Source organism: Aestuariibius violaceus (assembly GCF_040779325.2).
GTDB lineage: Bacteria > Pseudomonadota > Alphaproteobacteria > Rhodobacterales > Rhodobacteraceae > Aestuariibius > Aestuariibius violaceus.
Window position 1 is genome coordinate 66,382 of sequence record NZ_JBFONT020000007.1, and the last position, 17,521, is coordinate 83,902.

Consider the following 17,521-nt stretch of genomic DNA (forward strand, 5'->3'; position numbering starts at 1 on the left):
TGTCATCTCACATCAGCGTATCGGGCGCCCCGAAGTCGATCCCGACGATCAGCGGATCATGGTCCGATGCCGCAAAGACATCACCACTGTAGAAGCCTGGATCGTTGAAGGCCGAGTTGTAGTTCAGCAGATCCGGCTCCTGCGCATTGATATGCCACTCCGTCGCCCCGGTAACGAACGCCGCCAGCTCTTCCGAGGCGAAGCCCTGATCGAGCGTGCCCTGCTGTCCGTCGAAGACAAAGCTGAACGCATCCGCCTGCCCGCCGGGCACGAAGGTGCCGATCAGATCGACATAATCGGCAGTGCCGTCGTCATCGAGATCCGCATCGCGCACCGTCTGGGTCGGATCCTCCTGCGCATAGGCGTTGAAGTCGCCCAGGATCAGTACATTCTCGCTGTCGCCGGTATACTCCGTCTCCAACCACTCCACGAGCTCGGCCGAAGCATCGTCCCGCGCCGCGTTCCAGAACGCCTGCCCGTCCCCCTGATCGTAGTTCGGGTCGCTTAGCAGCGCCGCCAGATCCGCCTCGACCTGCGCGCGATCCTCCTCCGGGATCGTCCCCGCATCCAGCGCATCCTGAACCGCCTCCGCGAGATCCTCCAGGCCGCTATCCCCCTTCGACTTGTGGTGGACGGAGACGACCGTAAAGGTCTCACCCGTCTCGTTGTCCTCGAAAGTGGCGACCGTTGCAGGGCGCGACCGCTGGAAGTCCTCCAGCTGATCGCCCGCCGGGACATAGGGGTTCAGACGCTCGGCGATCTCGAAGGTGTCAGCAGCACTCGGCTCCTCGAAAACAAGGTAGTCCGCCTCGACCAGCGTCAGCTTGTTGGCGTCGTAGATGATGCCGGTCGTGATCGCATCGGTCCCGATGAACCCGTCCTCGCCCGGGTCGGACGGATCGGTCGGATCGACGAACCGCATATCCGTTTCGGGATTGGCATCATCCAGCGCCTGCGTCAGTGCCGCGATCGCACTATCCTCTCCGAAGCCGTTATTCTCGACCTCCTGGATGGCGAAGACATCCCCGCCGGTCGCATCCAGCGCGTTGACCAGGCTCTCGGTCTGCCGCGCCAGATCCTCTTCGGTCCGCGCACCCCGCGGGTCGAGCGTGCCGTCCGGCCCCGTACCGTTGCCCGACACATCCAACGTCGTGAAGTAGTTCAGAACGTTGAACGACACGGCCTGCAGGCTGCCGCCCACATCGTCCGGCGTCTCGGGCCGGGCACCCCCATTGGTGCTTTCGTCGATCTCCATCGTCTCGGTCGCCCAGACGCGGTAATCGCCGAACGCTTCGGCCATGATCCCTTCGATCGGTGCCGTCACCTCAGTGCCAAGCCGCAGCGTGCCGCCCGCATCGAAGTTGTCCTCCGCGTCCAGAATGCCGTCCCCATCGTCACCGGGCGAATTGTTCGGGATGTAGGCAAACTCCGTCGGGTTCTGCCCGAAATCACCATCATCGATGATCAGCCGGTTGTTGAGATTGGCCTCCTGCAGCGCGTCGACCTCATCTTGCTGGGTCTGTGCATCGAACAGCTGCGTCGGCTGCGTCTGTGTGCCCGCCGATACCGAGATCTCGCCGAACCGGTCGAGGTTGAAGTTCTCGATCACCGTCAGCGCCTCGTCCGTGCCCGAAACGATCTCGACCCGCATCCCTTCCACGGATTCGTAATCGGTCTGCGCCACGGTGTCCGGCCCGACGCTCACCGTGACGGCATCCGGCAGCGCCGGCGCCATCTCGCCCAGCTCTAGGTCCGTGACGTTCGAGATCTGCGTCTGATTACCAAACTCGGACACCGTCCCCGAAACCGTCACCGTCTGCCCGACCATCACTGCGGGGTTGGAGTTCGATCCAGTGAAAACGAATATCCCCTCGGACGTCGCATCGTCCCCGTCGCTATCGGCGGCCTCTTCCTGAACGTAGAAACCATCCTCACCGACATAGGTCACGACCGCCTCGACGGTCACAGCCTGACCCTGCAACTCGCTTTCCAGGCCACTGCCCTGGATCGTCGAGATCAGCGTCGCATCGTCGTTTTCCACGATGCTGGTGGCCGACCCCGTCGCGATCGCTCCGCCCTCCGGATCAGACAGTTGAACGGTCAGCGCCTCGTCGGCCTCTGGGTCCAGATCGCCCGTCACCTCGACGGTCACGATCTGGCTCGTCTCGCCCGCAGCAAACGTCACGACACCCGACGGCAGCACCCCGCCGAAATCGTCCGCATCCACGTCGCCACCGATCGAATAGGCAACCGATCCGGGTTCCGAGACGTCCCCGCTTCGCGTCACCTCGAAGGCAAAGACGGTCACGCCGCTGTCGCCTTCGGGCTGATCGCCGGTCACGGCAGCGACGGAGAATTCGGTCTCATCGCCGGTACTGCCGTCACTTTCGCCTTCAATCACGATGTTCTGGATCGCAAAGGCTTCCGACCCGCCATCCGTCTGCGCGGTGACGGTCAGGGCCAGGTCCGACCCCGTCCCCTCGATCTCGGTCGTCACCGTCTGCAGCACGTTGCTCAGAACGATCCCCGAATTCTCTTCGGTTAACGGATCGTCCAGCGTGAACGTATCGCCATCCGCCAGGGTGTAGGTCTGGCTGCCATCTTCGTTCACCACGAACGAGAACGCCGTGACGGCCTCCCCGCCGTCGATCGTATAGGTGATCTCGAACGTGTCGTTGCTTTCGAAATCCCCCATCGCGCCGACATCAAGCGACAGGCTCAGATCCTCGAAACCCGAGATATCGAAGGTCCACGTGGCCGAGACGGGTCCGTCATTGTCCGCGTTCTGGGTGTCCGTGATGCCAAAGAAGGCCTCTGTATTCACCGCACTGTCGATGATGCCCAGGCTATCGTTCGCAAATCCGTTATTGCTGTCGTCGAGCAGCGAGAAGGGGATCGTATCGCTCACTCCCACCTGGAAGACGCCGAAGCCGTCGCCCGCGCTCGAAAAATCGATGCCGCCGGTGAAATCGCTCAGGCGCTGGCTCTCCGAATCGACCAGATCGAAGGCCACGACCTCCCGGACGTTTTCATCCACATCGGTCACCGTCACCGAAACCGCCTCGGTCGTGGTCCCGCCATTTCCGTCATCGGCGGTCACCGTCAGGTCATAGACGTTGTCACCGTCGGCATCGCCCGGCGCCTCGAAATCCGGCGCATCGGCAAAGCTGATCTTTCCCGTCTCGGGGTCGATCACGAACAAAGCCGCATCGACCCCGCCCAAGGTAAAGCTCACCGCATCGCCTTCTGCATCGCTCGCCGTGGCGGTGGCGACCGCCGTCGTGTTCTCCTCGACTGACACGTCGGACGGCAGCGTCAGAACCGGCGCGTCGTTCGTGCCAGTCACCGTCACGCTGACCGTCACCGTATCGCTGCCGCCATTCCCGTCCTCGACCGTATAGGTGAACGTATCCGTCGCCGTCTCGCCCTCGCCCAGCGCGTCGAACAGATCGCCCGGGTCGTAGGACACCTGATCGCCATCCAGCGTCACCGAAGCCCCTGCATCGCTGACCGCCGAGACGCCCGTCACGGTCAGCGTATCGCCATCCGGATCGACATCGTTCGCCACAAGGTCCGCAGCGGCAAAGACGGCCCCGTCCTCGCCCGCGGCAACCGCGTCATCCACTCCGATCACATCGTTGTTCCGCCCGTCGAGGAACAGTGTGTAGTCATCGAACTGCAGCGCCTCGACACCGACCAGCGTATCGGCGCCATCCGTGCCGTTCACCGTCACGACGGAGCCGAACCAGCCGCCCTCTTCCACCTCGTAATCCAGGAAAGCTCCCGAAAAGACGGCCGTGTCGAACCCGAAGCCGCCATAGATGTCGTCATCCCCCGCGCCCGCCAGGATCGTATCGTCGCCGAACCCGGCAAAGATCAGGTCGTTGCCGTCGCCCGTGTCGATCAGATCGTCGCCACCCAAGGCAAACACCACGTCACGCCGGGCGGACCCGAAAATCTCGTCATCACCGAAGGAACCAATAACAAACGACCGATTGAAAAAACCGAAGGCCATGGGAAATCCCCTCTGAAAGAAAGCGCTGGAAGGCGCATCCCAGATTCCCGTCTCAAATTTGTGTCAATTGCAACAGCCTCTTGCCCTCTTCCCCGCCCTCGGCAATGTCAGCGCACAGTTCTTAATCTGGAAGAACCGATGCCCAACGCCGCCGACATCCTCGCCCGCCGCCTCTACGATGCAGGCTGCCGCCACGCCCTCGGCATGCCCGGGGGAGAGGTGCTGACCCTCGTCGACGCCCTCACCCGCGCGGGGATCAGGATGATCTTGGCGAAACACGAAAACGCCGCCGCCTTCATGGCCGAAGGCGTCTATCACCGCACCGGCGCCCCCGGCATTCTCGTCGCCACCGTTGGCCCCGGCGCGCTCAACGGCGTCAACGCCGTCGCCAACGCCCTGCAGGACCGCGTACCGCTGATCGTCCTCACCGGCTGCGTCGACCCGTGGGAGGCCGAGAGCTACACCCACCAGGTCCTCGACCAGCGCGCCGTCTTCGCCCCCATCACCAAGGCGGGCTTCACGTTCGAGCCCAAAGCCGCCCATATCATCGCTGACAAGGCCGTCGCCATCGCGACCGAAGGCCAGCCCGGCCCGGTCCATATCGACCTCCCGATCACCGCGGCTGCGACACCCGTCACCGACGACGAGCCGCCACGCCGCGCCCCCGCCGCCTCGACGATCCCGGCTCCCGAACCGCTCGTCGAGGCCCGCAAAGCCCTCGCGAACGCCAAGCGCCCCCTCATCATCGCCGGCGTCGACGCGATGAACGAAGCTCTCGACCTCACCGCCATGGCCGAGGCTCTCAACGCCCCCGTCATCACCACCTACAAGGCCAAGGGCCTGATCCCCGAAGATCACCCCCTCGCCCTCGGCGGTGCCGGCCTCTCGCCCAAGGCCGACAAGATCCTCCTGCCGCTCATCGCTCGGGCCGACACGATCCTCTGCCTCGGCTACGACCCGATCGAGATGCGGGTCGGCTGGCGTGACATCTTCGACCCGGCCCGCCAAACGGTGATCGACGTCACCGCCGCACCCAACCACCACTACATGCACCAGGGCAGCCTCAACATCATCGGCAGCATCAAAGCCACCGCCACTGCACTCCTGAACGGCCACAACCCCGGCGACACCTGGCCGGGCGGCGACATCGAAACCGCCCGCCAAACCCTCGCCGACGCCTTCCCCACCGACGAAGACTGGGGCCCCGCCGCCATCATCGACACCTGTCGCCACATGCTCCCGCGAGACACCCTCGCCACCGCCGATAGCGGCGCCCACCGTATCCTCCTCAGCCAGATGTGGGCGTGCTACGAGCCGCGCGGCCTCATGCAATCCTCCGCCCTCTGCACCATGGGCTGCGCGGTTCCGCTCGCCATCGGTGCCCAGATCGCCTCCCCCGACCGCCCGGTCGTCTCCTTCTCCGGCGATGCCGGCTTCCTCATGGTCGCCGGGGAACTCGCTACCGCCGCCGAGAACAAGCTCAAGACCATCTTCGTCGTCTTCGTCGACGCCTCCCTCGCCCTCATCGAGCTCAAACAGCGCGAGCGCCAGCTCCCCAACGCCTTCGTCGATTTCGACGCGCCCGACATCGCCGCCATCGGCCGAGCCTTCGGCGGCACCGGCCACACCGTAAGAACCCGCGCCGAACTGGAAACCGCGATCCAGGACGCGCTGAAGTCCGACACCTTCACCATCATCGCCGCCATGATCGAAAGGGGCGCCTACGATGGCCGCATCTAAGGGTCCCCTCGACGGCCTCGTCGTCCTCGACCTCTCCCGCATCCTCGCAGGCCCCACCTGCACGCAGCTTCTGGGCGACCTCGGCGCGACCGTCTGGAAGGTCGAAGCGCCCGAAAAGGGCGACGATACCCGCGGCTGGGGGCCGCCCTATGCTGGCGACCCGTCAGACAAACGCTCCGCCTATTACGTCGCCGCCAACCGCAACAAGCTTTCCATCACGATCGATCTCAGCACCGAAGAGGGTCAGTCTCAGGTCCGCCAACTCACCGCCCGCGCCGATGTCGTCATCGAGAACTTCAAGCCCGGCGGCCTCGCCAAATACGGCCTCGACCACGACACCCTGCTCGCCGCCCATCCGCAGCTCGTCTACTGCTCGATCTCCGGCTTCGGCCAGACCGGCCCCAACCGCGACAAGCCTGGCTACGACCTCATGGCCCAGGGCTACGGTGGCATCATGTCGCTCACCGGGGCCCCCGACGGACCGCCGATGAAAACAGGCGTCGGCATCGCCGACGTCATGTGCGGCATGTACGCGGCGACCGGCATCCTTGCCGCGCTTCGCCACCGCGACCAGACCGGCGAAGGCCAGCATATCGACCTCGCCCTCGTCGACACGCAGATGGCCTGGCTCATCAACGAAGGCACAAACTACCTGACCTCGGGCAAGGTCCCGGACCGCCGCGGCAACGCGCATCCGAACATCGTCCCCTACGATGTCTTCGCCACCTTCGACGGCCACGTCATCGTCGCCGTGGGCAACGACACCCAGTTCGCCCGTTTCTGCGCGGCCCTCGACCTGCCGCCTCTGGATCAGGACGACCGCTTCGCTACCAACGCCGCCCGCGTCACCAATCGTGACGCGCTGATGCCGCTCATCGCGCCCGCGCTCGCCGCCCTACCCGCCAAGGAAGTCATCGCCCGCCTCGAGGCCGCCAAGGTCCCCGTTGGCCCCATCCACACCGTCGCCCAGGCGTTATCCACCGACCAGGCAAAGGCCCGCGGCGCCGTCATCGAAACAGGCGGCCTCGGCCTCCTTGGCAACCCGCTGAACTTCTCGAAAACTCCGGTCCGCTACGACCGCGCGCCGCCGCTCCTCGGCGCCGACACTGAAACAGTTCTTAATACCCTGAAATCCGAAACCGATTAAACCTGCGGCAGAATCCCGTTTTCCAAGGCTTTCGGCCATCCGCCGCTTAAACTCTTCACGAAATCAGGCGGTTGCGATCACGCTTCTGTCACGTCACCGACTTGAGAGATGGTGTGGCCGCCCGGTTGGGATACATCCTGATCAACGCTGGAGACCCGAGGAGGCCCCGATGCACGATATCTGCGACGGCCATATCGACACCAAGACACCCGAGGCGCTGGCCGATTGGAACGCCATGATCCTGGCCTTCCTGGCCCACGGCACCGACACGCCCGTTCGCCTCAAGGCCGTCCTCGACCGGCAGCCCGACCTTGCCATGGCGCAGGCCGCCCGCGGCCTGTTCTCCATGCTCATGGGCCGGCGCGAACTGGTCGATACCGCCCGCGATGCCCTGCGCCTCGCCCGCGCCGCCGGTCCCGCCGACCTGCGCACCCGCGCCTGGACCGACGCGTTGGAACACTGGCTGGTCGGCCACCCCCTCCGCAGCATCGCCGCGCTCGAGGCCGCGCTCGGCGCCAATCCCCGTGACACGCTGACGATGAAGGTCATCCACGCGATCCGCTTCGTCCTGGGCGATGCCGACGGCATGCGCGCCTCCGTCGAACGCGTCCTGCCCTATCACGACGAAAGCCACCCCTGCCGCGGCTACGCGCTCGGCTGCCACGCCTTCGCGCTCGAGGAAACAGGCGACTACCAAGCCGCCGAAACCGCGGGCCGCACGGGCCTCACCCATGCGACGGACGATGCCTGGGGCCTCCACGCCGTCGCCCATGTCTGCGACATGACCGCCAGATCGCAGGACGGCATCCGCCTGATCGACGACAACACCGGCGCGTGGATGCATTGCAACAACTTCCGCTACCACGTGTGGTGGCACAAGGCGCTCCTCCACCTCGACGCGGGCGAAACGGACGAGGTTCTGGCACTCTACGACACCAGGATCCGCGACGACAAGACCGACGATTACCGCGACATCGCCAACGCCACCTCCCTGCTCATGCGGCTGGAGCTGGAGGGCGTCGCCGTCGGCGACCGGTGGGAGGAACTGGCCAGTTTCTCGGAAAGCCGCTCTGACGACGGCTGCCTCGTCTTCGCCGATCTCCACTACATGCTGGCGCTGATGGGCGCCGAGAAGACGGACGAGACCCGCCTTATGGTCAGCCGCTTCACCCGCACCGCGAACCCCAGCACCGATATGGGCCGCATCTACGCCGATCCGGGTCGCGCCGCCGCCGCGGGCCTCGCCGCCTTCGGCGAAGGCCGCTACGACGATGCCTTCCGTGCACTCGCCGCCGCCCGGCCCCGGATGCAGACCATAGGCGGCTCTCACGCCCAGCGCGACGTGTTCGACCGGATGACCGTCGACGCGGGCCTCCGCGCCGGTCACCTCGACGCGGCAGAGCACATCCTGCTCGACCGGCTTGCCTCCCGCGCCAACCGCGCCGACACATTCACCGAAACCCGCCGCGCCCGGATCGACGCCGCGCGGCGCGAGGCGCTCCGCATCCCGGCAGAGTGACCTCGGACCCCGACCCGGCCCCGCACGTTAGACCCAAGATGACGCTCGCCGACACCGCGACCCTGAACCGAGAAACCCCCGCCCCCATCGCGGCGGCGCCGGTCGCGCGCATCCGCGACCCGCGGCTGGATTTCTTCCGCGGCATCGCGATGTTCATCATCCTCTTCGCCCATACGCCGGGCAACTGGGTCACCCTCTGGATCCCCGCCCGCTTCGGCTTTTCCGACGCGACCGAGATCTTCGTCTTCTGCTCGGGCATGGCGTCCGCTATCGCCTTCGGCGGCACCTTCGACCGCGCGGGCTGGACGCTGGGCACCGCCCGCGTCGGCTTCCGCATCTGGCAAGTCTACTGGGCCCATATCGGCCTTTTCGTGGCCACTGTCGGCCTCACGATCTTCCTGACGAACCTCGACGTGACGGGCCGCAACTACTGGGGCCAGCTTAACCTCTGGCCGCTCTTCGTCGACAGCGAGAACTGGTCGAACACCGAAAACATGCTGGCGCTCATGACGCTCCGCTACGTGCCGAACTATTTCGACATCCTGCCGATGTATATGGTCGTGCTCGCCATGATGCCGCTCGTCATGGCGCTCTCCCGCGTCAGCCTCTGGGCCGCCGCCGCGCCAATCCTGCTCTTCTGGCTCTTCGCGCAAGAGGCCCTCACCGCCCAGCTCGACCTGCCCCACTTCGCCTTCCCGGCCGAGCCGTGGTCTGAGCGCAACTGGTTCTTCAACCCCTTCGGCTGGGCCCTCATCTTCTTCACCGGCTTCGCGCTCATGCGCGGCTGGATCCCCAAACCACCTGTGACTCCACTCCTCCTCACCATCGCCGCCCTCATCGTCCTCGCCAACGTCCCCCTCTCCAATATCGGCATTCGCAGCGCTAACTTCGAGTGGCTTCCCCTATGGTGGCGCGAGTTCGGCGTCGACTGGGCCCGCGACTGGCGCATCGCCAACCGACCGTGGTTCGACAAGAGCGATTTCGGCATCCTGCGCTACGTCCACTTCCTCGCCCTCGCCTACCTCGCCTGGGCACTCGCGGGCGAGGCCGGCCGGCGCCTTCTTCCACCGGAGGGCGACGGCCCCATATCCCGCATCTGGACGCCCTGCCTCGCCGCGATCATGAAGGTCGGCCAGCAATCGCTCGCCGTCTTCATCACCTCGATGTTCCTCGCCCGCCTCCTCGGCTTCTCGCTCGACGTGCTCGGCCGCAGCTACGGCACGATGGCCCTCGTCAACATCACCGGCTGCCTCATCCTGATCGCGGTCGCCTACGGCGCAGGCTGGTTCAAGACCCAACCCTGGCGGGCCAGGAAATGAAGCGCCGCACCTTCCTCCAGGCTGCCACCGCCCTCGCCGCAACGCCGCTCCAGGCGCTCGCCGACGAGCCAGGCCTTACGCTCGGCGATCCGGTCCCCTTCACCCATGACGGCCTGATCGCCCGCGCCCGCGCCATGGCGGATGAACCCTACCGGCCGCGCCCAACCATCCCGCAAGCCTGGCAAGACCTCAGCTACGACCAGTTCCGCCACATCTGGTTCGACCACCGCAACGCGCTCTTCACCGAAACCGACGCCCCCCTCCGCGTCGACCTCTTTCCACCGGGCCTCTACTTCCCCCAAGCCGTCGCCTGCCACGTCATCGAAGACGGCCAAGCGCGGCAGATCGCCTTCGACAAGGCCGTCTTCGACACGACCGACCAGTTCCCCGACCTGCCGATGGACGACACGCTGGGCTTCACCGGCCTTCGCCTGCGCGCCGAACTCGAAACCCCCGGCATCTTCCAGGAATTCGCCGTCTTCCAGGGCGCCAGCTACTTCCGCGCCATCGGAACCGGAGACATCTACGGCCTCTCCGCCCGCGGCCTCGCCATCGACACCGCCGAACCCTCGGGCGAGGAATTTCCCGACTTCACCGCCTTCTGGCTCGAACGCCCCGCCCCCGGCTCCGACAGCTTCGTCCTCTGCGCGCTCCTCGACAGCCCCTCCGTCACCGGCGCCTACCGGTTCGAGATCACGCCCGGCGCGCCCCTCTCGATGGAGGTCGACGCCGCCCTCTTCCCCCGCCGCGACATCCGTCATATCGGCATCGCGCCGCTCACCTCGATGTTCCTCTTTGACGAGACGATGCGCGACCGCTTCTCCGACTTCCGCCCCGCGGTCCACGACAATGACGGCCTGCTGATCGCCAACGGCGCGGGAGAGGTCATCTGGCGCCCCCTCGCCAACCCGCGCAACCTTCAGATCTCCGCCTTTGCCGACACCAACCCGCGCGGCTTCGGCCTCATGCAGCGCTCCCGCCGCTTCTCGGATTTCGCCGACCTTGAAGCGCTCTACCACCGCCGCCCCGGCCTCTGGATCACCCCGCACGAAGACTGGGGGCCCGGCGCCGTCACCCTGATCGAGATCCCCGCCGATCTAGAAATCTACGACAATATCGTCGCCTATTGGCGCCCCGCCTCCCCCTATGTAGAGAGATCAGAACACCGCCTCACCTACCGCCTCGACTGGGGCGAGGCGCCCGCCCCCGATCTTGGCCTCGCCAAGGTCATCAACACCCGCATCGGCGGCCGCCCCGAAGGCGGCCTCGTCGTCGCGATCGATTTCGAACCCCGCGACGGCCTGCCCGATCTCGACGCGATCACCCCGCTGATCCGTTCCAGCGTGGGAGAAACCACACCCGGCCTCCTCCAGCGCAACCCCGAAACCGGCGGCCCCCGCCTCGCCTTCACCTTCCGGCCGGGCGACGCGACGCTGGCCGAATTCCGCGTCCAGCTCCGGTCCGAGACCGATCCCCTCTCCGAAGTCTGGCTCTACCGATGGACGGCGTGACCCCCTTCCCGCAGGAGTGGGATCCGCTCCGCTGCGCCATGCCCGCGCCCGCGCCGCTCGCCATGCCGGTGCAGGACCCGCGCGCCTGCCCGCCGCGGGCCGCCGACCCAACCGCACCCAAGCTCTGGCGCCTCGCCGTCTTCGCCCCCGCCATCGCGCTTACGGCCGGGCTGATCGCCGCCCTCCTCACCTGGCTCTCCGCCGACGGCCTCTTCGCGGTCGAAATCGCCCTGACCGCGCTCATCGCGCTCACCTTCATCTGGGTCGCGATCTCTCTCTCCACCGCCGCCATCGGCCTGACCGCCCGCAGCCACCGGCCCCGCGGCGCCCTGCCGGAACGCCCGCTCTCCACGGCGCTCCTCATCCCCGTCTACAACGAATACCCCGCCGCGGTCGCCGCCAATGCGCGCGCCATCGCGGACGCCCTCGCCCGGCGCCCGCTCCCCGGCGACACCGCGCTCTTTATCCTCTCCGACACGACCGACCCGCAGATCGCCGCCGCCGAATGGCGCCTCACCCTCCGCCTTGCCGCCGAAGCACCGCTCCCCGTCCACTACCGCCGCCGCCGCCAGAACACCGACCAGAAGTCCGGCAACATCGCCGATTGGGTCCGCCACCAAGGCGCCGCCTGGGACGCGATGCTCATCCTCGACGCCGACAGCCTGATGTCGGCCCGCACGATCCGCCGCCTCATCCGCACACTCGCCGCCGAACCGCAGACCGGCCTCATCCAGACCGCCCCGGCGCTGATCGGCGCGCAAACCCTCTTCGCCCGCGCCCAGGAATTCGCCAACATGGCCTATGGCTGGCTGCTGGCCGAGGGGCTGTCGCTCTGGTCGGGAACCGAGGCGAACTATTGGGGCCATAACGCCATCATCCGCACGCAGGCCTTTGCCCAAGCCGCGGGCCTGCCCCGCCTCGGCCGCCAGACGATCCTCTCCCACGACTTCGTCGAGGCTGCCTTCCTCCGCCGCGCCGGCTGGCATGTCCGGCTCCTGCCCGGCACCGGCGGCTCGTTCGAGGAAACGCCCGCCACCCTGATCGACCACACCCTGCGCGACCGCCGCTGGTGCCGCGGCAACCTCCAGCACCTGCGCCTGCTCGCGGCCAGGGGCCTCCACCCGGTCTCCCGCTTCCACCTCTTCCACGGCGCGATGAGCTACCTGCTCTCGCCCGCCTGGTTCATCCTGCTCGTCATCTGGGCCCTGCGCGGCACGGGCGAGGCCACGGTCCTCACCTACTTCACCCCCGACGCGCCGCTCTACCCGATCTGGCCCGAGATGAGCCCCCTCGGCGGTCTCGCCATCCTCGCCGCCCTTTACGGAGCACTCCTCGCCCCGAAACTCGCTGGCGCCGCAGCCATCGCGACCCGCCCCGCCGCCCGCCGCCGCTTCGGCGGCACCCTGCGGCTCGCCACCTCGACCCTCTTCGAGATCGCCCTCTCGGTCATCTACGCCCCGATCCAGATGGTCCAGCAAATGCAGGCGGTCGTCCGAGCGGCCCTCGGCCTCGGCGGCTGGACCCCCCAAAGCCGCCGCGCGACGCACTACCCGCTGACCACACTCCTCCGCTTCCACGCCCTCGAAACCGCACTCGGAGCCATCCTGACCGCAGGCCTCTTCACCGGCCTCGTCTCCCTCTGGCTGATCCCCATCGCCGCGAGCCTGACCCTCGCCGTCCCGCTCTCGGCCCTCTCCGGCCTGTCGCTGGCCAAAGCGCCCGCGATCCTGCGCCTTTCCACCCCGCAGGCCTTGCACCCACCCCGCATCGCCCGCGACGCGGAACGGCATCGTAGACGCTACGGCGCGGCAGAGACCGCGCAGAAAGATGATCCGGTCAAGGACACCACGCTCAGCCCGATCCCGGCTGAGTAGAGAATAACTCAGGAAGCATAGTGCGGAGGGCATCGCCCGACCTGAAGGGCGACGCAACGGTTGAACTTCGAACGACAGCGTCATCGCTCAACCGAAACCGCTATGGGAGACGTCGCAAAATCGCCCTCCTGGGGGAGGTCGGGCGATGCCCGGCGGTGCCGCCGGGCGGGGTGTCTGATACCTGTCTCGCGAGCGGCCTAAGCCGATGAGGCAAAGCCCTCACCGCAAAACCCACCGTCCCGGGCTTGATCCGGGACCTCTTCCGGGATCATCCGCGCCAACGCTTCCGCAACGCCGTAGGGCGGGGTTCCACCCCGCCATCCCCGCCAAAACAAAGCGCTACATCCAGGGCTCCGCCCATTCGCGGCTGAAATCCTCCAAAGGAGGATTTTCCGAGACGCCGCTCACCCCACCACACGCATCCGCGGCGCCCCCACTTGGGCCCCCATCAACTCCGTCAACGCCCAGACAAGCGCATCCACCCGGTCCGGCGATCCCGCCCCCTGATATCCGTCGCGCCCCATCAGCCGCATCTGCTCTTCCAGCTTCTTCAGCCCCGGCAGATGCGCCACCCGCCCCTGCTCGTAGAGGCTCGCTACCGGCTCCGCCCGCGCCGCCTTCCCGCGCGAGGCCCGCACCGCCCGATAGGGCACCAGAGGATCCACCTGCCGGATCATCTCCTCCACCAGATCGCCCCCCTGATTGACCTCCGCCACCAGCCGGTCCGCGCCGAACTCATGGAAGGCCGACACCGCCGCCTTGGCCCAGCCCAAAGGCGAGGCCCCCTCCACGCTGCGGTCCGCAAGAACGACCCATCGCCACCCCGATTTCGGCCCGCCCGACACCACGCCGGCCACCACGATCCCGCAGGCATCCGCCCGCTTGCCACCCGTCACCGGCGGATCCACCGCCACGACGATCCGCGACAGCTCCGGCGCCTCCGCCACCTTCGCGCGGTCGATCACCCAGGCGGGCCAAAGCGCGCCGTCCACCTCCTCGACCAGCACCCCGTCCAGCTCCTGCGCGCCCAGCGACGTCCCATCGTACCGCGCGCGCACTTCCTTCAGGAACCCATCCGCCAGGTTGGCCGCATTCGCCTCGGTCGGCGCGCTGGTCATCACCGTCGACGACCGCCCCAGCAGCGCCTTCAGGAACGGCACCGCCCGCGGCGTCGTCGTCACGCAGGTCTGCGGATTGTCCCCCAACCGCAGCCCGAACTGCAGCATATCCCACGCCGCCTCGGCCTTCTTCCACTTGGCCAGCTCATCGCACCAGGCCGCGTCGAACTGAGGCCCCCGCAGGCTCTCCGGATCATGCGCCGAAAACACCTGCGCCGTGGCCCCGTTCGGCCAGACCAGCATCTTGCGCCCCGCGATCCACTCGGGCCGCCGGTCCGGCGGCGAACAGGCCAGGATCCCGCTCTCCCCGAACACCATGACGTCCCGCGCCTGCGCCACCGTCTCGCCCACCAGGGCCACGCGCCTGGCCCGCCCGGGGTCAGTGGGGCGCGCGCCCTCGACCACCGAGCGGACCCATTCCGCGCCCGCGCGCGTCTTGCCCGCGCCGCGCCCCCCAAGGATCACCCAGCTGCGCCAGTCCCCCGATGGCGGAAGCTGATGGTCCAAAGCCCAGAATTCGAAAAGGAAAGGCAGAGCACGCAGCTCTGCCTCCCCCAGGGAGCTCAGGAACTCATCCTGCCTTGCAGCAGGACCTGAGGCGATGAAGGCGGCACCCGATCTGATCGCGGACCGCATCGAGATCGAGGGGCCCTGCCCCGCTGTCTCCATCCCGTTCGCGTCTTCCATCAAGAAGCGCCTCCATCCGTTTCGCCTGGGCCAGCGCCATGGTGAGCGCCGCCTGCCTTTGCTCGATACCGGTCCGCCCGGCCTCGGCCTCCAGGGCGATCGCCCTGAGTGCCTCCGCCAGCTCCCGGCTCAGCGCCGTGAAAAGCGCTGCACTGTCCGTCAACTGCCCGTCGATCTTGCCGCCCTGTTTCTGGGCGCTGTTATGGTGCGTCATGGTCTCAGCCTGCATGTTGGAGGATCCGCCACGCAGAGAGGGCCGCCGCCACCGCACCGCGCAAGGGAAAACCCGGCACGGATGGAACGCGGCGTCTAGCAAAGGCAACATACCCAAATTGGATAAAAGGTCAATATTTTCATATGTTTATACGCAACACCATCGAACGTTGCGTCCAGATTTCATTTACCTGCAGAACCACCGAGCAACGCGTGACAGGCCACCAACACCCGCTCGGCAGATCACGGCCGGTCAACAAAGCCCGCCCAACGGGAAGCCGCGGCCGCATGGCGCTCCGGCCGGGAACCGGTTAGCGTGTCTCCCGTGACACTCGCCCGGACCCGCCGATGCCCGCCACCCCCTTCAACATCCTCGCCGTGGCCCAGTCCGGCCGCCTGCAATACGAGGCGATCCTGCTCGCCGCCTCCCTCCGCGATGCCGCGCCCGGCTTTCCCGGAAAGCTCATCTTCGCCGAGCCGCAGCCGGGTCCGCTCTGGCCGAACAATCCCCGCATCGGCGAAACGGCCCGCGCGCTCCTGACCGAGCTCGGCGCCGAAATCCGCCCCTTCGAGAACAAGCATTTCGGCCACGCCTATCCCTACGGCAACAAGATCGAAGGCCTCGCCGTCCTGCCCGAGCGCGAGCCCTTCCTCTTCCTCGATACCGACACGCTGATCCTGGGCGATCCGATGACGCTCGACATCGACTTCTCCCGCCCTTCTGCCTCGCTCAAGCGCGAAGGCACCTGGCCGGTCGAGGATATCTACTGGCCCGGATATAACGGCGTCTGGGGATCCCTTTACAAACGTTTCGGGCTCGACTTCGAGAGCTCCCTCGACCTCTCCCAGCCCGACGAATACTGGCGCCGCTACCTCTATTTCAACGCGGGCTTCTTCTACTACGAAGACCCCAAGATCTTTCACGACCTCTTCCTGCGCTACGCCCTCTCGATCCGCGACGACACGCCCGAGGAACTGGCGAGCCAGACGCTCGACCCCTGGCTCGATCAGATCGCGCTGCCGCTGGTCATCCACGCGCTCGGCGGCGGCCGCGACGGCCCTCACGGCCAGCTCGACGGCACCGTCACCTGCCACTGGCGCGCCCTGCCGCTGGCCTACGCGCGCGAGGCTGACGCCGTCATCGACCACCTCGAAGAGGTCGCCGCCCCCAACAGGATCAAGAAGGTCCTCAAGGAATACGACCCCTTCAAACGCCTGATCTTCCAGGGCCGCGGCCGCAAGGCCCGGGCGCTTTTCGACCGCGACAACCTCCCCCGCAAGGAACAGAAGATCCGCAACCTCCTCAAGAAAGAGGGGTACTGGCTCCGGTAACCGGCACGCTCCGCCGCGGCCAACGATGTCGACAACTGTCCGTGGATCGCTAATCTTGAGGTCACGTCTGACGTCGGGGAGTGTGGCCCGCCATGCGGCTTCTGTTGACTGGACTGATCGCGATTGTCGCGCTCTTCGCGATCTCGATCCCGTTGCTCTTTCGCACCGATGTCGTCGACCTCCTGACGGAGGCGCAGAACGCCGTCGGCTTTCCGCCCGGCGCCAACAATCTCGAACAGGGTCAGATCCCCGACAACGTCGAGGGCGCGCAAGTGATCAGCCTGCCCGTCCGCTTCCAGCTTCCTGCGGGCAGCGATCTGGAAACCCTGCGCGCCTTCTACCGCGCCCGGTGCGAGGCGCTCGGCGCCACATCCTACGGGTCCGGCCTGGTTTCCGCCGTCACCGGCGACCCGGACGCAATGTGCGGGTTCCCGATCGACGATCACGAGTTCCGTCTGGACTTTGCGCTGTCATGCGACGACGGATGCACCGGCCAGCAGACAGTCTTTCTTCAAAACTGAGGTTATCTGAATGGCGGATCGTTCAGCTATCGCGACCAAGCGCTCCAGCTATACCTGCATGGCCGGACGGATCGACCGGGGCCATGCGAACAGCCTGCCACGGCCAAATCCACTGCTCCGGCGTCCCCTATGACAGACCCCACCGGCCCCTTCGCAGTCTCGAGCATTCGAAAGCGCCCATGATGTCCGAAAAACGACGAGTCACCAGGACGTGGACCGCCAGCTATCCCGACCCGATCTCGATAACGGCAGGCGCGCGCCTCGACCTCACCGGCAAGACCGACGACTGGGGCGGCCACATCTGGCTCTGGGCGATCGCCCCTGACGGCCGCGAAGGCTGGGTGCCCGACACGCTCCCCGACGACGAAGGCCGCGCCCGCCGCGACTACTCCGCCCGCGAGCTCACCTGCACCGAAGGCGACATCCTCCTTGCCCTCGACCGGACTCACGGCTGGACCCTCTGCCGCAGCACCTCCGGCGCCGAAGGCTGGGTGCCGGACGCCAACCTGATCCCCGCCTAAGCCG

At 66.8% G+C, this 17,521-nt stretch carries 12 protein-coding genes; 9 read left to right on the plus strand and 3 right to left on the minus strand.

Annotation, left to right across the window (positions count from 1 at the left end; all coding sequences use genetic code 11):
- Positions 1 to 7: 7 nt before the first annotated feature.
- Positions 8 to 4,015, minus strand: coding sequence for an ExeM/NucH family extracellular endonuclease (locus tag AADZ90_RS17900; protein ID WP_367311983.1), 4,008 nt, complete (start codon positions 4,013 to 4,015; stop codon positions 8 to 10).
- 138 nt (positions 4,016 to 4,153) lie between these two features.
- Between AADZ90_RS17900 and AADZ90_RS17905 the strand changes: the two genes are divergently transcribed.
- The 6 genes from AADZ90_RS17905 to mdoH all read left to right on the plus strand — a co-directional run bounded on the left by AADZ90_RS17905 (position 4,154) and on the right by mdoH (position 13,125).
- Complete coding sequence (locus AADZ90_RS17905) at positions 4,154 to 5,755, plus strand: thiamine pyrophosphate-binding protein (protein ID WP_367311984.1); 1,602 nt, start codon at positions 4,154 to 4,156, stop codon at positions 5,753 to 5,755.
- Positions 5,742 to 6,902 (plus strand): CaiB/BaiF CoA transferase family protein, encoded by a 1,161-nt coding sequence (locus AADZ90_RS17910; protein WP_367311985.1) that lies wholly within the window; start codon positions 5,742 to 5,744, stop codon positions 6,900 to 6,902. Before AADZ90_RS17905 ends, AADZ90_RS17910 begins: the two co-directional genes overlap by 14 nt.
- A 169-nt stretch (positions 6,903 to 7,071) precedes the next feature.
- Complete coding sequence (locus AADZ90_RS17915; RefSeq protein ID WP_367311986.1) at positions 7,072 to 8,421, plus strand: tetratricopeptide repeat protein; 1,350 nt, start codon at positions 7,072 to 7,074, stop codon at positions 8,419 to 8,421.
- 38 nt (positions 8,422 to 8,459) lie between these two features.
- A complete protein-coding gene (locus AADZ90_RS17920) occupies positions 8,460 to 9,740 on the plus strand; it encodes an OpgC family protein (RefSeq protein ID WP_367311987.1) in 1,281 nt (426 codons plus the stop codon).
- Complete coding sequence (locus AADZ90_RS17925) at positions 9,737 to 11,251, plus strand: OpgD/OpgG family glucan biosynthesis protein (protein WP_367311988.1); 1,515 nt, start codon at positions 9,737 to 9,739, stop codon at positions 11,249 to 11,251. Before AADZ90_RS17920 ends, AADZ90_RS17925 begins: the two co-directional genes overlap by 4 nt.
- Complete coding sequence (gene mdoH, locus AADZ90_RS17930) at positions 11,239 to 13,125, plus strand: glucans biosynthesis glucosyltransferase MdoH (RefSeq protein WP_367311989.1); 1,887 nt, start codon at positions 11,239 to 11,241, stop codon at positions 13,123 to 13,125. Before AADZ90_RS17925 ends, mdoH begins: the two co-directional genes overlap by 13 nt.
- A gap of 404 nt (positions 13,126 to 13,529) precedes the next feature.
- Here mdoH and AADZ90_RS17935 read toward each other — a convergent pair whose 3' ends face one another.
- Positions 13,530 to 14,879 carry a DNA-packaging protein gene (locus AADZ90_RS17935; RefSeq protein WP_367312046.1) on the minus strand — a complete coding sequence of 450 codons (1,350 nt, stop codon included), beginning with the start codon at positions 14,877 to 14,879 and terminating at the stop codon, positions 13,530 to 13,532.
- Entirely contained in the window at positions 14,815 to 15,159 is a 345-nt protein-coding gene (locus AADZ90_RS17940) for a hypothetical protein (RefSeq protein WP_367311990.1), read from the minus strand. Before AADZ90_RS17940 ends, AADZ90_RS17935 begins: the two co-directional genes overlap by 65 nt.
- A 332-nt stretch (positions 15,160 to 15,491) precedes the next feature.
- Here AADZ90_RS17940 and AADZ90_RS17945 point away from each other — a divergent pair, with 332 nt between their 5' ends.
- From AADZ90_RS17945 to AADZ90_RS17955, 3 genes are all read left to right on the plus strand, one after another.
- Positions 15,492 to 16,475: a GT-B fold glycosyltransferase domain-containing protein gene (locus AADZ90_RS17945; RefSeq protein WP_367311991.1), complete on the plus strand. Its 984-nt coding sequence runs from the start codon at positions 15,492 to 15,494 to the stop codon at positions 16,473 to 16,475.
- Between the two features lie 92 nt (positions 16,476 to 16,567).
- Entirely contained in the window at positions 16,568 to 16,996 is a 429-nt protein-coding gene (locus AADZ90_RS17950) for a hypothetical protein (RefSeq protein WP_367311992.1), read from the plus strand.
- A 182-nt stretch (positions 16,997 to 17,178) separates the two neighbouring features.
- The gene (locus AADZ90_RS17955; protein ID WP_411997085.1) at positions 17,179 to 17,517 is read left to right on the plus strand and encodes an SH3 domain-containing protein; all 339 of its coding nucleotides are present in this window, start codon (positions 17,179 to 17,181) and stop codon (positions 17,515 to 17,517) included.
- The last annotated feature ends 4 nt before the right edge of the window (positions 17,518 to 17,521 follow it).

Coding starts and splice junctions, on each gene's coding strand:
- AADZ90_RS17950 (WP_367311992.1), top strand. CDS start 16,568: ATGCGGCTTCTGTTGACTGGACTGATCGCGATTGTCGCGCTCTTCGCG.
- AADZ90_RS17945 (WP_367311991.1), top strand. CDS start 15,492: ATGCCCGCCACCCCCTTCAACATCCTCGCCGTGGCCCAGTCCGGCCGC.
- AADZ90_RS17910 (WP_367311985.1), top strand. CDS start 5,742: ATGGCCGCATCTAAGGGTCCCCTCGACGGCCTCGTCGTCCTCGACCTC.
- AADZ90_RS17940 (WP_367311990.1), bottom strand. CDS start 15,159: ATGCAGGCTGAGACCATGACGCACCATAACAGCGCCCAGAAACAGGGC.
- mdoH (WP_367311989.1), top strand. CDS start 11,239: ATGGACGGCGTGACCCCCTTCCCGCAGGAGTGGGATCCGCTCCGCTGC.
- AADZ90_RS17955 (WP_411997085.1), top strand. CDS start 17,179: ATGTCCGAAAAACGACGAGTCACCAGGACGTGGACCGCCAGCTATCCC.
- AADZ90_RS17925 (WP_367311988.1), top strand. CDS start 9,737: ATGAAGCGCCGCACCTTCCTCCAGGCTGCCACCGCCCTCGCCGCAACG.
- AADZ90_RS17900 (WP_367311983.1), bottom strand. CDS start 4,015: ATGGCCTTCGGTTTTTTCAATCGGTCGTTTGTTATTGGTTCCTTCGGT.
- AADZ90_RS17935 (WP_367312046.1), bottom strand. CDS start 14,879: ATGCGGTCCGCGATCAGATCGGGTGCCGCCTTCATCGCCTCAGGTCCT.
- AADZ90_RS17920 (WP_367311987.1), top strand. CDS start 8,460: ATGACGCTCGCCGACACCGCGACCCTGAACCGAGAAACCCCCGCCCCC.
- AADZ90_RS17905 (WP_367311984.1), top strand. CDS start 4,154: ATGCCCAACGCCGCCGACATCCTCGCCCGCCGCCTCTACGATGCAGGC.
- AADZ90_RS17915 (WP_367311986.1), top strand. CDS start 7,072: ATGCACGATATCTGCGACGGCCATATCGACACCAAGACACCCGAGGCG.